The sequence below is a fragment of the Wolbachia endosymbiont (group A) of Apoderus coryli genome (assembly GCF_947251615.1).
Taxonomy (GTDB): domain Bacteria; phylum Pseudomonadota; class Alphaproteobacteria; order Rickettsiales; family Anaplasmataceae; genus Wolbachia.
In genome coordinates this window covers 566,338-579,964 of the sequence record NZ_OX366367.1, presented here as the reverse complement: position 1 = coordinate 579,964, position 13,627 = coordinate 566,338, and the positions used below count along the sequence as shown (strand labels likewise).

General features: G+C 35.0%; 17 protein-coding genes and 1 tRNA gene. 12 read left to right on the top strand and 6 right to left on the bottom strand.

What is annotated here, in order from left to right:
- Nucleotides 1–5: 5 nt before the first annotated feature.
- Genes dnaQ through OPR43_RS02955 form a run of 3 tightly spaced genes read left to right on the top strand, consistent with a single transcriptional unit; the run spans nucleotide 6 to nucleotide 1,576 of the window.
- Nucleotides 6–701 (top strand): DNA polymerase III subunit epsilon, encoded by a 696-nt coding sequence (dnaQ, locus tag OPR43_RS02965; protein WP_265035420.1) that lies wholly within the window; start codon nucleotides 6–8, stop codon nucleotides 699–701.
- 44 nt (nucleotides 702–745) lie between these two features.
- On the top strand, nucleotides 746–1,354 hold the full coding sequence (locus OPR43_RS02960) for an SCO family protein (RefSeq protein WP_320157473.1): 609 nt from the start codon (nucleotides 746–748) through the stop codon (nucleotides 1,352–1,354).
- 48 nt (nucleotides 1,355–1,402) lie between these two features.
- Nucleotides 1,403–1,576, top strand: coding sequence for a hypothetical protein (locus tag OPR43_RS02955; protein ID WP_265035416.1), 174 nt, complete (start codon nucleotides 1,403–1,405; stop codon nucleotides 1,574–1,576).
- Between the two features lie 169 nt (nucleotides 1,577–1,745).
- On the opposite strand, the gene OPR43_RS02950 is transcribed toward OPR43_RS02955, so the two are convergent.
- Both OPR43_RS02950 and OPR43_RS02945 read right to left on the bottom strand, forming a co-directional pair.
- Entirely contained in the window at nucleotides 1,746–1,886 is a 141-nt protein-coding gene (locus tag OPR43_RS02950; protein WP_265035414.1) for a hypothetical protein, read from the bottom strand.
- 7 nt (nucleotides 1,887–1,893) lie between these two features.
- Nucleotides 1,894–2,019: a hypothetical protein gene (locus OPR43_RS02945; protein ID WP_265021581.1), complete on the bottom strand. Its 126-nt coding sequence runs from the start codon at nucleotides 2,017–2,019 to the stop codon at nucleotides 1,894–1,896.
- A gap of 117 nt (nucleotides 2,020–2,136) precedes the next feature.
- On the opposite strand from OPR43_RS02945, the gene gyrB reads away from it, so the two are divergent.
- Genes gyrB through OPR43_RS02930 form a run of 3 tightly spaced genes read left to right on the top strand, consistent with a single transcriptional unit; the run spans nucleotide 2,137 to nucleotide 4,837 of the window.
- Nucleotides 2,137–4,524, top strand: a complete 2,388-nt coding sequence (gyrB, locus tag OPR43_RS02940; protein WP_265035413.1) for a DNA topoisomerase (ATP-hydrolyzing) subunit B — start codon at nucleotides 2,137–2,139, stop codon at nucleotides 4,522–4,524.
- The gene (locus OPR43_RS02935) at nucleotides 4,508–4,642 is read left to right on the top strand and encodes a hypothetical protein (RefSeq protein ID WP_265035411.1); all 135 of its coding nucleotides are present in this window, start codon (nucleotides 4,508–4,510) and stop codon (nucleotides 4,640–4,642) included. The genes gyrB and OPR43_RS02935 overlap by 17 nt, the downstream gene beginning before the upstream one ends.
- A gap of 42 nt (nucleotides 4,643–4,684) precedes the next feature.
- Nucleotides 4,685–4,837: a hypothetical protein gene (locus OPR43_RS02930; RefSeq protein WP_265035409.1), complete on the top strand. Its 153-nt coding sequence runs from the start codon at nucleotides 4,685–4,687 to the stop codon at nucleotides 4,835–4,837.
- Here OPR43_RS02930 and OPR43_RS02925 read toward each other — a convergent pair.
- Complete coding sequence (locus OPR43_RS02925; protein ID WP_265035407.1) at nucleotides 4,815–4,979, bottom strand: hypothetical protein; 165 nt, start codon at nucleotides 4,977–4,979, stop codon at nucleotides 4,815–4,817. The two genes, OPR43_RS02930 and OPR43_RS02925, sit on opposite strands and share 23 nt — an antisense overlap.
- A gap of 556 nt (nucleotides 4,980–5,535) precedes the next feature.
- Between OPR43_RS02925 and lpdA the strand changes: the two genes are divergently transcribed.
- Nucleotides 5,536–6,921, top strand: coding sequence for a dihydrolipoyl dehydrogenase (gene lpdA / locus OPR43_RS02920; RefSeq protein ID WP_265035406.1), 1,386 nt, complete (start codon nucleotides 5,536–5,538; stop codon nucleotides 6,919–6,921).
- Between the two features lies 1 nt (nucleotide 6,922).
- Here lpdA and OPR43_RS02915 read toward each other — a convergent pair whose 3' ends face one another.
- A complete protein-coding gene (locus OPR43_RS02915; protein WP_265025707.1) occupies nucleotides 6,923–7,318 on the bottom strand; it encodes a hypothetical protein in 396 nt (131 codons plus the stop codon).
- A gap of 69 nt (nucleotides 7,319–7,387) precedes the next feature.
- Between OPR43_RS02915 and murG the strand changes: the two genes are divergently transcribed.
- Nucleotides 7,388–8,419, top strand: a complete 1,032-nt coding sequence (gene murG, locus OPR43_RS02910; RefSeq protein ID WP_265035404.1) for an undecaprenyldiphospho-muramoylpentapeptide beta-N-acetylglucosaminyltransferase — start codon at nucleotides 7,388–7,390, stop codon at nucleotides 8,417–8,419.
- Here the strand turns inward: murG and gshB are convergent.
- Nucleotides 8,404–9,333 (bottom strand): glutathione synthase, encoded by a 930-nt coding sequence (gene gshB, locus OPR43_RS02905; RefSeq protein WP_265035402.1) that lies wholly within the window; start codon nucleotides 9,331–9,333, stop codon nucleotides 8,404–8,406. The genes murG and gshB overlap by 16 nt on opposite strands.
- Before the next feature lie 60 nt (nucleotides 9,334–9,393).
- A complete protein-coding gene (locus OPR43_RS02900) occupies nucleotides 9,394–9,990 on the bottom strand; it encodes a BON domain-containing protein (RefSeq protein ID WP_265035401.1) in 597 nt (198 codons plus the stop codon).
- Nucleotides 9,991–10,130: 140 nt separating this feature from the next.
- Between OPR43_RS02900 and OPR43_RS02895 the strand changes: the two genes are divergently transcribed.
- From OPR43_RS02895 to clpX, 4 genes are all read left to right on the top strand, one after another.
- Nucleotides 10,131–10,212, top strand: a tRNA-Leu gene (locus OPR43_RS02895).
- 158 nt (nucleotides 10,213–10,370) lie between these two features.
- On the top strand, nucleotides 10,371–11,705 hold the full coding sequence (gene tig / locus OPR43_RS02890) for a trigger factor (RefSeq protein WP_265026637.1): 1,335 nt from the start codon (nucleotides 10,371–10,373) through the stop codon (nucleotides 11,703–11,705).
- A gap of 11 nt (nucleotides 11,706–11,716) precedes the next feature.
- The gene (clpP, locus tag OPR43_RS02885; protein WP_265035400.1) at nucleotides 11,717–12,343 is read left to right on the top strand and encodes an ATP-dependent Clp endopeptidase proteolytic subunit ClpP; all 627 of its coding nucleotides are present in this window, start codon (nucleotides 11,717–11,719) and stop codon (nucleotides 12,341–12,343) included.
- Entirely contained in the window at nucleotides 12,343–13,620 is a 1,278-nt protein-coding gene (clpX, locus tag OPR43_RS02880) for an ATP-dependent Clp protease ATP-binding subunit ClpX (protein WP_265035398.1), read from the top strand. Before clpP ends, clpX begins: the two co-directional genes overlap by 1 nt.
- The last annotated feature ends 7 nt before the right edge of the window (nucleotides 13,621–13,627 follow it).

Here is a 13,627-nt window from a genome sequence, read left to right as displayed (position 1 = left end):
TAACCATGGAAAGCAAGCTACGCGAAATAGTACTTGACACTGAAACGACAGGTCTTGACACTAAATCTGGTCATCGAATTATCGAAATAGGGTGTGTGGAATTAATTAACCGCATTCCAACAGGTAAAGTATTCCATCGGTACCTTAACCCAGAAAGAGATATACCTTATCACTCGTTTAAGATTCACGGTGTTAGTGAAGAATTTTTAGAAGATAAACCATTATTTTTAGATGTTGCACTTGAATTTCTTGACTTTATATCTAATGATATTTTGGTAATTCACAACGCTGAATTCGATGTTAAGTTCCTTAACATGGAGTTAAGCAAGCTGAATGCTGGGTTAATTTCCTCAGATAGAGTGCTAGATACATTACCTCTTGCGAGGAAAAAATTCGCAGGATCACCTGCTTCTTTGAATGCATTATGTAAGCGTTTTGATATATCGCTAGAGAATAGAGAATTGCACGGAGCACTAGTTGATGCTCAATTGCTTGCAAAGGTATATGTTGAACTTACAGGAGGGTTACAAACCTTTCTGTTTGATAATGAATGCAATCAGGACAGTAACTCTACATTCGTTCAGCATAAAGTGCGTAATCTAACTCCCAGAGAACATTCACCAAATAGTGAAGAAATTGATGAACATAAGAAACAGTTAGACAAAATTAACAATACACTTTGGAATAAATATATTGAATAGGTCAACTAATAAAGATACAATTTAATTTTACTGAGAGCACCCTAATGGTAAGGTTTATAAGATTGTTATCTAATATGCTAGTAGCATTAGCAGTTGTTTTTTTAGGTTATTGTTATTTCACCAAAAAAGGCATATTTGCCCCAGTAGCGATTCACAACGCAGAAGTTAAGATAGGCGGAGATTTTTCTTTAATTAATCAGGACGGACAGATCTTACGCAGTAGTGATTTTAAAGATAAATACATGATGATTTTCTTTGGGTTTTCCTCATGCAAAAGAATTTGCCCTATGAACCTTGGGATAATTTCAGAAACACTTGCAAAGTTAGATGAGAAAACTAACAACAAGCTAAAAACATTTTTTATTACAGTTGATCCTGAGCGCGATAGCACGGAAAGACTTAAAGAATTTCAGCAGCAATTTGACCATAGAATACAAATGTTAACTGGTGAAAGAGAAAAAATAGACGAAGTAGTTGCAAAATATAAAGTATATGCAAGCAAAGTAGACGGAGAAGAAGAAATCAACCATTCTTCGATAATATATCTTATTGGCCCTGGAGGAAAATATGTTACACACTTTGCAGCTGATTTAAATTCAGACGAAAGTCAATCTGATAAGATTTTGGCTGAGATAAAAAAATACGTAAACTGAATTATAGATTTTTCTGTTGCACAGTAAATTAATCGAGCACGCAACTGCATGAGCATTATAATTTTGAGAGCAATCTCCATGGGAAGACACACACAACTGTACGAACGTTGTAGTTTGGGCCACCAGTGGGCCAGTGCCCAGACACTGGGATCCAGCCTTTCCATAATCATTAAAACGTTGTGTTTTAACATAAAACAGCTATTTTTATGCTTGCCAACTTAATAAAATTCCTGGATCCCAGTGTCAAGCACTGGGATGACACCCTCCTGATGGGCCAAAATCACAATGTTCGTACAGTTGTGTGTCAAGCACTGGAATGACATCATCTGTTGTGCAATTTACCTTCAAAAATGAATGTTCGTACAGTTATGGAAGACACATTGGAATGACACTATTTGCTGTCTTCAAAAATAAACATTCGTAAAGGTATCTGTTCAGCAGAGTGGCAAAATAAGGTAGGCGAGAAAAGACAACTATAGGAACAAATGGGTGTCATGCCAGTGCGTGACACTGGCATCCAGTCCTTTTGCACAGTTTCATCAAAAACGTTGTAAAGGATTAACCGCTTTCGTGTTTACCAACTTAGTGCCCAATCTGGATCCCAGTGTCAAGCACTGGGATGACAAGAAAGGGAGCACTGGAATTTTTGTTTCAGCATTAGCCATGCGTCTGAACAGATACTCGTAAAGTTGTGCTTTTAATATGGATTATCAGTTTAAAAATGTTGCTAACTAGTATATCTGAATGTAACATCAATTAACGTGTATAAATGAAGCAATCTAATGGAAAATAGTTATAATGCCGATGCAATAAAAATCTTAAGGGGTCTTGATGCTGTAAGGAAACGTCCAGGTATGTACATTGGTGACACTGACGATGGATCTGGCTTGCACCACATGGTATATGAGGTTATTGACAACGCAATAGATGAATCTTTAGCTGGATATTGTGATAAAATTGAAGTTAGCATAAATAAAGATGGTTCAGTATCTGTAACTGATAATGGTCGTGGCATTCCAACTGACATTCATGAAGAAGAAGGAATATCAGCAGCAGAAGTAATAATGACTCAACTCCATGCTGGTGGTAAATTTGACAATAATACCTATAAAGTTTCTGGGGGATTACATGGTGTTGGAATCTCAGTTGTGAATGCATTATCAAGCTGGTTGGAATTAATTATTTGGCGCAATAAGAAAGAACACTTTATGCGTTTTGAAGATGGTGAGTCTATTGAACCTTTAAAGGTAGTCAACGAAAATACAAACAAAAGAGGAACTAAAGTCACGTTCATGCCATCAACAGAGACTTTTAATGGCATTAATTTCAGTTACTCAACGCTTGAAAGTCGTATAAGAGAATTAGCATTTTTAAATTCAAATATCGACATTACTTTACGTGATTTGCGCAATGAACCATATACAGAATCTCATTTCAATCAGAGCAATCAATCTAAAGACAATTTTGGTACAGCAAATTTTGTGCAGTATTTAGATAAGAATAAGACACATGTAACTAAAATTGCCAGTATGAAAGGAGATGCAGAAGATCTTGGCATCAGCTTGGAAATATCGATGGAATGGAATGATTCCTACTATGAACATATGTTATGCTTCACGAATAATATAAGGCAACGAGATGGTGGTACGCATTTGGCAGGGTTTAGGTCCGCCTTAACTAGGTGCATCAATACCTATGCAACTAATGAAGGGTTCTTAAAGAAAGCAAAAGTAAATTTAACTGGAGAGGACGTTAGAGAAGGTTTAACTTGTGTTTTATCTCTTAAGATGCCTGATCCTAAATTTTCTTCACAAACAAAAGACAAGCTAGTTAGTTCTGAAGCACGTGCAGTTGTAGAAAGTATAGTTTCTGATAAATTGAGCACAATCCTTGAAACTGATCCCAAATTGGCGGCAAGCATAGTAGAAAGAGCAATTAGGTCAGCAAAAGGAAGAGAAGCTGCTCGAAAGGCACGTGAACTAGTTAAGAATAAGAACAGTATTGATATTGCAACTCTGCCAGGAAAACTTGCTGATTGCCAGGAAAAAGCTCCCGAATTGTCAGAATTATTTATAGTAGAAGGTAATTCAGCAGGTGGTTCTGCAAAACAAGGTCGTAATCGAAAAACACAAGCTGTACTTGCTTTAAAAGGAAAAATCCTGAATGTGGAACGTGTAAGTTTAGATCGTATTTTTTCATCTGCAGAAATAGGCTCTTTAATTACTGCAATTGGTGCTGGAATAGGAAGTGAGCATTTTAATGTTGAGAAAGTTAGATATCATAAGATTATCATTATGACAGATGCAGACGTTGATGGATCACATATCAGGACTTTGATTCTAACCTTTTTCTTTCGACATATGCGTGAAGTAATTGATAAGGGATATTTATATATAGCACAGCCACCCCTCTATAAAGTTACAAAGAATGCTAAAGACACTTATATTAAAGATGACGAAACTTTTGAAGAGTATATAATAAACTCAGCAGTTAAAAGATTAACACTAAGTGGTACAACTACAGAATTTAACGACTTGCGCCTTATTTTGAATAAATGTGTTAGCATTTCTAATATTAGCAAAAATTATGATAGAGAAATACCACAAAATCTCTTAGAGTCATTGCTAATTTTAAGCAAAAAGAATGCTCTATCATCGGCTGATGAGATATTAAAGTATTTAAAATTAATGTACAGCGAATACACTTGGGAAGTAGAAATAAAAGATGAAGAAAAAGAAATTCACATCTCTAAATTATTTCAAGGATTGGCAGACAAATATATATTTGCACTTAGTATGCTTGAAGGCAAAGATATGCAAAACATATTAAGTTTGCTTGATGGTATAAGTAACTTATTTAATGGCGATTCATTTTTAAAATCACAAGAAACTGAAATAAGAATCACTTCTCCAAGTGCACTTGCAAAAATAATAATGGACTATGGTAAAAAGGGTTTAACTCTGCAGAGATTTAAAGGTCTTGGTGAAATGAATGCTGATCAGCTATGGGATACTACGTTAAATCCTGAGGCTAGAACTTTATTGAAGGTTGAAATAAAAGATTGTGAAGAAGCTGATTCCATATTTTCAATACTAATGGGTGATATAGTTGAACCACGCCGTGACTTTATTAATAGCAATGCACTCAACGTGCATGATGTTGATATTTAAACTTTTAGCAAAATGTACGAACGTTACGGGTTTAAGCAAAAACTGTGTCATTCAAGTAGCTGACACTGATTCCTTTATGACGGTGTCATTTCAGTGCCCCTTTTTGTCATCCGAGTAGCTCTTCGTTGTCATCCGAGTAGCCCCTTCTCCTGTCATCCCAGTGCTCCTTTTTTTGTCATCCCAGTGCTCCTTTCTTGTCATCCCAGTGCTCCTTTCTTGTCATCCCAGTGCCCAGACACTGGGATCCAGGAAAAAGAATGATGTCATGCAAGTAGCTGACACTGGTTCCTTTATGACGGTGTCATCCGAGTAGCCCCTTTTTTGTCATCCCAGTGCTCCTTTCTTGTCATCCCAGTGCCCAGACACTGGGATCCAGCTTCTTTTTTTCTAGATCCCAGTGTCACGCACTGGGATGACACCCTACTAGCGGAAGTTACTCTCAAATGTTTGTTCATGTTGCTATAAATATTAAGAAATTTACCAAATGAAAAAAAAGGCAAAAGAAGCCCCGTGGTTATTATCCGCTTTAAAATATTGGCGTTTTTTATGTTTTAAACGCTTGACAAGCAAGATTTAGCTGCTTTTAATTGCAACTAACTTACGCTGCAAATGTTTAAGAAATTTACTAAGCAGAAAAAAAGACAAAGAATCCCCGAGTTAGCTAGTCTTTTACTATCTCTGTCGAGTATTGGCATTTTTTGATGTCTTGTAACGCTTTATAAGCGCGTTCAGCTTATTTAGATAAAAATCTAGATGTAGATGAAGTTTTGTAAAGACATACAGTATCTATATACTGCAAAAAATTGAACATAAGACGCCGATACATTAAGTAATCCTTACCTTTTAATCTGCAGATTGGCGAAAGCAAATACAATAGCTTCAGTCTCATGATAAGGGGGCTGGCGGAGTTTGTCAAGTAAGTTTTTTCGTTTCTATGTTGTCAGCTACCTGAATATTGATCATACGGGTTCCATCTGTTATATATAATCTTTTTGAATACGAAGAAAACTGATGAATGAGTATGATATTACGGTTATAGGTAGCGGTCCTGGTGGTTATATAGCAGCAATTAGAGCGGCACAGCTTGGATTTAAAACTGCAATTGTGGAAAAAGAAAAAAATTTAGGCGGTATATGCTTAAATTGGGGATGTATACCAACAAAATCACTGCTTAGAGCATCTGAGGTTTATAGGCTAATAAAAAGATCAAAAGAGTTTGGTATAGAAGTAAAAGGAGCGAGTTTTGATATACAATCAATAGTGAAATATTCAAGAAGCGTTGTTGATAAATTATCAAGTGGCGTTGCATATTTGATGAAAAAAAATAACATCAAAGTTCATCAAGGCTTTGGTAAACTTGCAGGCAATAGTACTATAAAAGTTGTTAGCGATAAGGAAGAACAAGAAATTGTTTCCAAGCATATTATTTTAGCAACAGGCGTGAGGGCACGGAATCTGCCTGGAATAGAGGCAGATGGAGATTTAATATGGAATGCGCAGCATGCTATGATGCCGGGCAAATTACCAAAATCACTACTAATTATAGGGTCTGGCGCAATTGGAATAGAATTTGCAAGTTTTTATAGTACTTTGGGAGTTGATGTAACAATCATAGAGATAAAGAGCACTATTTTGCCGCTGGAGGATAAAGACATTTCAGATTTAGCACAAGAAATATTCACAAAACAGGGGATAAAAATATATACAAATAGTAGCGTAAAAGCTCTTACTAAAAGTAAAGACTCTGCTCAAGTGCAACTGAGTAATGGTGAAAGCAAAGAATTTGATAAGGTGATTGTTGCGGTTGGAATTCAAGCAAATATTGAAAATATAGGTTTAGAAAATACAAAAATTAAATTAAGCCCTTCTGGTTTTATTGAAATGAATGAATGGTATGAAACTAGTGAATCAAATGTGTATGCAATAGGTGATGTAGCTGGCCCACCATGTTTAGCACATAAAGCGAGCCATGAAGCTGTGATCTGCGTTGAAAAGATTGCTGGTAAAAGTGCTCATGCGTTAAAAAAAGAATGCATACCAAATTGCATTTATTCTCATCCACAAATAGCGAGCATCGGCCTTACTGAGGAACAGGCAATAAAAGGTGGGTATGATGTAAAAATAGGAAAATTTCACTCTAACTTTAATGGTAAGTCTATTGCACTCAGTGAAACTGAAGGGTTAGTGAAAACAATTATAGACAAAAAGACAGGCGAACTTCTGGGTAGCCACATGATAGGTGCAGAAGTAACGGAGTTAATTAGCAATTTTGCTCTTGCAAAGCAACTAGAAGGAACAGACTTCGACATAAAATCTACGATTTTTCCTCATCCAACCATTTCAGAGATGATACACGAATCAGTGCTTGCTGCAGATGATGAGTCGTTAAATAGTTGAACTAACGTTCCATCGTTTTAGAGTTGTCAATGTCTTGAGTAGTAGTTTGATTAGGCACTTTAGTTTCAATAGATTGATTACCACCAGCATCAGAATTCTGTAACTCTTCTTTCAATCCCTTAGCTGCTTCTTTAACTTTAAGCTTTGCCTTTGGATGAAGATCTTCTGGGCCTTTTCCTTTAGTATCCAAACCTTGTTGTAGATTAGTGCTTTTCATTTTATTATGCTGCTCGTGCTCAGGTAGGTCAACAACCGAATTGAAAAGAATTTTTATTATATTTTTTAGCAGTTCTAAAAAACCTCCGCTTCTGCCTTCTCTTTGTTCTTGAGGCTTATTTTTCACGTTAGATTCTTTTTTACTGTTACTACTTTTAGGCATTTTTAACTCAACTATCATAAAGCTTAATAAAATTCTACGTGCAAATTATTAAATAACAGTTAACAATCTAGGATTCATTATTTACAGATGGATATTATTTTAGCAACAGGTGGCACAGGCGGACACATTTTTCCAGCTATAACTTTAGCAAGAGCACTAAAGGCACAAGGATACAATTGCATATTATTCACTGATAAAAAAACAAATAAAAATACCGACATAGAAAACTACACCTTACCATTACGTAAACCGAGCGGCAACAAATTTAAGTTTTTCCTTTTATTAATGTATAGTTGTGTGCTAGCAATATATAAAATCAGAAAATTGAAGCCAAGATTAGTAATTGGGTTTGGTAGCTACGCTTCTTTTCCAACTCTTCTTGCAGCAAGAGTTCTTTCTATACCTATAATTTTACATGAACAAAACACAGTTTTAGGGAGAGTAAATAGATTCTTTTTCAAGAGTGCAAAATTAATTGCAACCAGCTTTCCGGAGACTAAATATGCAGAAGGCAATAAATGTATTTTTACAGGAAATTTTGTTGATATAAAAGCACAGAGCCATTCTAGCACTGAGAAAGTCCTAAACATATTGGTCATAGCAGGCAGCCAAGGTGCAAATTTTTTTGATGATGTGGTAAGCAGCGTAATTTGTAATTTGCCTATTAAAATGAAAAAGAAAATTAGAGTGATGCAGCAATGTACGAAGAAAAATGTAAACAAGGTCAAGAGTCTATACAAAAGTGAAAAGATCGATTGTGAATTAAGTGAATTTTTTGATGATATGGGAAATAGACTAGCCAATGCTCACTTGGTAATTAGCAGAGCAGGAGCAACTTCAATAGCAGAGATCACTCTTGCTAGGCGTTCCACTATATATATTCCTTACCCTTACTCAAAAGATAATCACCAATTTTATAACGCAAAATATATTGAAGATTCGGGAGCAGCTGTAATAGTTGAGCAGAATAGTGAAGCAAAAAAAAATCTAACAGAGTTACTATTTGATCTACTCAGTAATTCTCAAAAATTGCGTGATATGACCAGTAATACAAAAAAAACAGGGATAAAGAATGGGACTACTGAGTTTGTTAAAATAATTGTTCACAGGTTTAGTTGATGGCTGCTTGCTTTTTCTTCAAACACATCCCAAAGATCTTTTTCTAGCGATATATTATACAATTTATTGATATGAACTACTCCCGTGGGTGAAGTTGTGTTAATTTCGAGCAGGAAGTCATCTATAATATCAATACCAACAAATATTAGCCCTCTTTTCTTTAATTCAGGACCAATTTTGTTACATATTTCATTGTCCCTATCGTTCATTTGAGCGGGCTCAAAACTTGCTCCGAGCCGCACATTTGTCCTAATCTCTCCACTAATCTTTGGAACTCGTTTCATTACACCAATTGGTTGACCATAAAGTAGCAATATTCTTTTATCTTTATCTATGTTTTTACAAAATGATTGCGCAATTACAGGACATTCATATTTTGCTATCATGAGATCCACTACTACTTGAATACTATTCTCGTCTTGTATTCTTATCACATCGTTTCCTCCATAACTATACAATGGCTTCAGAATAATATCTTTATAGTTGCGGTAAAAATCTCTAATCATTGATATATTTTCAGTAATCAAAGTCGGCGGAATTAACTCTGGAAATAATGAAGTTATCAATTTTTCAGGACAATTTCTTATTTCTGTTGGATTGTTAATTACCAATGCGCTAGTTTTTTCTAAGATATATGTTGTTGTAATATAACGCATATCAAAGGGTGGATCCTGTCTGATAAATATGATGTCCATTTCATTCAAGTTGATAGCTACATCCTCTTTAGAGATAAAACTAAAATCATCAACACTGACTTTCTGAGCCAGAGCAATTGGATGGTTTAGCTTTAGTGCTAAATTGTTAGGAGCATAGACAAAAACTTCGTGCTTCCTCCTTTGTGCTTCCTTTATTAGCACGAATGTAGTGTCAGTTTCAAAATTTATATTTTCATCCATCTGAAAGGCAACTTTCATTTATGTTCTCTACCTATTGTCACAATTGTACAAATGTTATAATTTGAAGGCGATTTTTGCCTAATGGCGTAACTTACTGTACCTATATCGTACATAACTTACAACTTGTTTTACTCCCTTTACTTTTCTTGCAATTGCTATTACAGCTTTTAATTCCGCTTTATTTTGGGCTATACCTATCAAATAAACAACTCTATCAACCGTATTAACGCTATAATTAATTGACTTAATATTTCTTTTTCCCAGGAGTCTTGTTCTTATTTCCGCTGTTATCATGCCATCTACAGTGGTGTCTAGCATGGAAGCCATTTGAATTGGTATTACTCTTATTTCATTTATCACTTCTTTAATTTCTTTTTGCTGCCAAGCTATTTTTTCTGCTGTAAGTTGTTTTTCAGGAGTGTCAACACTTCCAATGAGCAATACTCTTCCTTCACTTACTTTAACCTTTATGGATGAAAATAGTCCATGCTTTAAGAGTCCCTTATTAATTCTGATGACCATAGTCGTATCATCAATGATATTTCCCAAGGATTTATCCTGCATTGTTATTGCTGTTGCTGTCGCTGTAGCCACCACACCACCTATTATAAGGGTTGTGCAACCACTTTGTGTAATCAAAAAAATTGCGAGTAAGAAGCTTGTTATTAATCTCATTATTGATTTTCAGGGTTTAGAGCTTTCATTAAGAAATGTTAATAAGCTTTTTTGATTGTGTAAACACCATAAATTAAGTAAGACTTTAAACCTTGAATATTTTTAATGGAATACCTATAATAGGGTACTGAAAATTTCTTGCGGATATGGCGGAATTGGTAGACGTGCCAGGTTTAGGTCCTGGTGAGCTTGCTCGTGGGGGTTCAAGTCCCTCTATCCGCACTTTAAAGTCATGTAACTTAGGTTTTAAGGGAAAATTTATAATCACTAAATACACTTTTATTTGTATAAAAACCTGTTCTTAAGGATTGTGTTTAACTTAAATTCTGGTAAAATGACTCTATTAAGATATGAATTAAAATATTAATAAATGAATTATGATGTCTAATAATATACCTCAAAATACAGTCGAAGTAAGTAGCGTATATACCTACAAAGAGCTTAGTATAGATAAACTAAAGCATGAGTATGAAATCACAGTTAGTAGTGATTATATAAAACAAAAGGTAGATTCCAGGTTGCAGGAGATAGCAGAAAATGCAAAATTACCTGGATTTAGGGCTGGAAAGATGCCCTATGACCTTGTTGTTGCAAATTATAAAAACGAAGCTTTGGAATATGTGATAAATAATACAATTGATTATTGCTCAAGTGATTTGATGAAAAAAATTGAAGTCAAGTCTCACATTTATCCTAAGGTTGATGTTATATCATTACCAGATCTGGGCAAAGAAAATGAGGAGGGCAATTTTGTATACAAGCTATCTTTTGAGTCGATGCCTGAAGTACCGGCGATAGATCTTGACAAAATAAACTTAAAGAAAATTGAGGCAAAGATTGAAGAGGAAGATATAAAAGAATTTATTGATTCTATCAAAACAAAATTCCCCAATTTTGCCTCTGTTGATGATGCTTCTTATCAAGCGAAAGATGGGGATAAATTGATAATTGATTTTGAAGGGCGGATTAGGAATAAGCTCTTTCAAGGTGGAAGTAGCAAAAATTTTGCCGTTAATTTAGGGTCTGGCACATTTATTAATGGTTTTGAAGATCAATTAACTGGTATGAAAAAGGGAGAAACAAAGGACTTTAAGTTGAAATTTCCTGAAAATTACCAAGCCATTTCCCTTGCAGGACAGGAAGCTGATTTTTCTGTGCGAGTTAATGAGATTCAAATTGCCAAAGATTTTGAAAATGATGATGAAATAGCTAAGAGTATTGGTTTTAAAGATTATTCTTTGCTAATAAATCATGCAAAAAAAATGATTGGTGATCAGTGTACCGAAATGAGAAATCTCTTAATTAAAAAGGAGCTGTTTGATTATTTGGATGCTAATTATAGTTTTGATTTACCCACAGACATAGTAAAACAGGAGCAACAAAGAATGGAAGGAGAACTGGGTGCTCAAAATGATTCTCGTAAAGAAGCTGAAAAACGTGTAAAGCTTGCTATGTTATTTATGAAATTTAGTGCAGAACATAAAATATCATTAACTCAAAATGATGTTTTGAATGTTATTGTAAATCAATATGTCAGTAAGGATGTACCGTTTGACAGAGTACTTAAGCATTTTGAATCAAATAAACAATTTCAAGAATTAGTTAGAGGGCAAGCGCTTGAGTATAAAGTGACAGATTATATAATAGAAAAAGTTAGTAAAGAAGAGCAGATTATTTCTGTGAAAGAATTAAAGGAATTGTTTGGTAATATTTAATAGGAAAAGGTATGACTCTTATACCAATTGTAGTTGAACAAACTAGTCGCGGTGAGCGCGCTTATGACATATATTCAAGACTAGTGAAAGAAAGAATAATTTTCGTAACAGGTCCTATTGAGGACAACATGGCTAGCGTAATAGTAGCACAGCTTTTATTTTTAGAATCGGAAAATCCCGATAAAGACATTTGTATGTACATCAACTCACCAGGTGGTGTTGTAACTGCTGGTTTGTCGATCTACGATACAATGCAGTATATAAACCCAGACGTTTCAACTTTATGTATAGGTCAAGCTGCATCTATGGGTTCTTTATTGCTTGCAGCTGGTACAAAAGGTAAGCGCTACTCTCTACCTCATTCAAGAATTATGATACATCAGCCATCTGGTGGTTATCATGGTCAAGCAACTGATATAGAAATACATGCTAATGAGATTTTGCGAGTTAAGAAAAAACTAAATCAAATTTATGAAAAACATACTGGAAATTCACTGAAGAAAATTGAAGGAATGATGGAAAGAGATAAGTTCATGGATCCTGAAGAAGCAAGGAAAATTGGCTTAATTGACAAGGTGATAGCTGAGCGTACAGATATTGAAATTGAAAATACTAAAGTTAAACAAAAGGTGGGTTAATGGATAACAATAATGATTTACACTACTGTTCTTTTTGCAACAAGGCGCAAGATGAAGTAGATAAATTGATTACTAACTCTTCGGATGGTTTAAAGGTGTTTATTTGTAATGAGTGCATAGAATTATCCCATAAAGCAATAAGTCAAAAGAAAGATAGATCTTTTAATTCAGATCGTATATCTGATATGAAGCTATTACTAAAGAAACCTGAGGATATAAAAAATTTTCTTAGCAAGCATGTTGTAGGTCAAGAACATGCGCAACATGTCTTATCTGTAGCTATGTATAACCATTGTCAATCCATGGCACAATTTCATGCTATAAGTGATATCGAAATCGAGAAGTCAAATATAATGCTTATTGGTCCCACTGGTTCTGGTAAGACTTTGCTGGCCAAAACACTTGCTAAAGTTTCAGATGTGCCATTTGCTATGGCTGATGCGACAACTTTAACTGAGGCAGGTTATGTGGGTGATGATGTAGAAAGCGTGTTGTCGCGTTTATTACAAGCTGCAAATTATGACGTTGCAAAAGCACAGCGTGGTATAGTGTTTATAGATGAAATAGACAAGATCACAAGAAAATCTGAAAGCACTTCAATAACCCGTGACGTTTCAGGTGAGGGGGTCCAGCAAGCTCTGCTTAAGATTATGGAGGGTACAGTTGCTTATGTTCCGCCACAAGGAGGGCGAAAACATCCACAACAAGAGTTTATACAAGTGGATACTAGTAACATACTGTTTATTTGTGGAGGAGCTTTTGAAGGCCTCGATAAAATTATTGAAGCGAGAAAAAAGGGAACATCAGTTGGCTTTGGAGCAGATATAAGTCAGTCTAAAGAGCAAAAGAAAAAAAATGCTTTACATGATGTTCAACCTGAAGATTTAATCAAATTCGGTTTAATACCCGAATTTGTAGGGCGGGTTCCAATAACTGCTGTTTTAGATGAGCTGGATCATGAAGATTTAATACATGTTTTGACAGAACCAAGAAATGCGCTAATAAAACAGTACAAAGCATTGCTTGCGTTTAGCAAAGTAAACCTTGAGTTTTCAGATGAAGCAATATCAGCTATTGCTAAAAAGGCTATAAGTTATAAAACAGGTGCAAGAATGTTACGTGCTATTTTAGAGTCACTTTTGCTTGACATTATGTATACATCTGGAAACGGAGGCTTTGAAGGTAGCACTATAGTAATCACTAAGAAAATGGTAGAGTTAGGAAAAGCAACGGTTAATCATAATAATAATGGCAATGTTATAACGGTTAATGATTAATTTGAGG